Annotated in this window: 1 protein-coding gene; it reads right to left on the bottom strand. The window is 59.1% G+C overall.

The genetic code is table 11. The features are described from left to right. Positions 1 to 188: 188 nt before the first annotated feature. Positions 189 to 465: TGS domain-containing protein (locus tag DVK03_RS19475; protein ID WP_121593849.1), on the bottom strand; the 277-nt coding region annotated here is incomplete at its 5' end.

Raw genomic sequence — 465 nt, 5'->3', positions numbered from 1 at the left:
AATTCACTGATAGATGTCGCGGCACAATGCGACTCAACCCACGTAGACGGGAACAGATCGGCAAGCGTCACTTCTCCGCCGAGACCCCCAATCTCGACATCGAGTGTTGCTGCCGCCGTTTCGGCCTCACCCATATCCGCGACCTGAATCCACGCGTATAACCGTGTTGCGGTTGCGGTCCGTGACGGTCAGTTCGTCGAGACGATTTCGACGACGTCGCGGTGGGTGAGTTCGTGGTCCGAGCCGATTTGGCGCTTCGAGTGGCAGTCTATACCGTGGAGGAGACCGTCGCCAATGTCCGAGTGCAGGTGGTACGCGAAGTCCTCGGTCGTCGACCCTTCGGGAAGGATAAAACAATCGCGGAAGACGCCCTGTGAGTCACTCTTTCCGTTTGCGCTGCCGGGGAAAATGGCAATGGCACCCATTACGTCGAAGAGCGCATTCCCCAGGGACTGCTGGACGCCC

The organism is Haloferax sp. Atlit-109R, from assembly GCF_003665865.1.
Classification (GTDB): Archaea; Halobacteriota; Halobacteria; order Halobacteriales; family Haloferacaceae; genus Haloferax; species Haloferax volcanii.
Note: the sequence above shows the minus strand (reverse complement) of the source record. Positions and strands in the feature narration are given on the sequence as shown.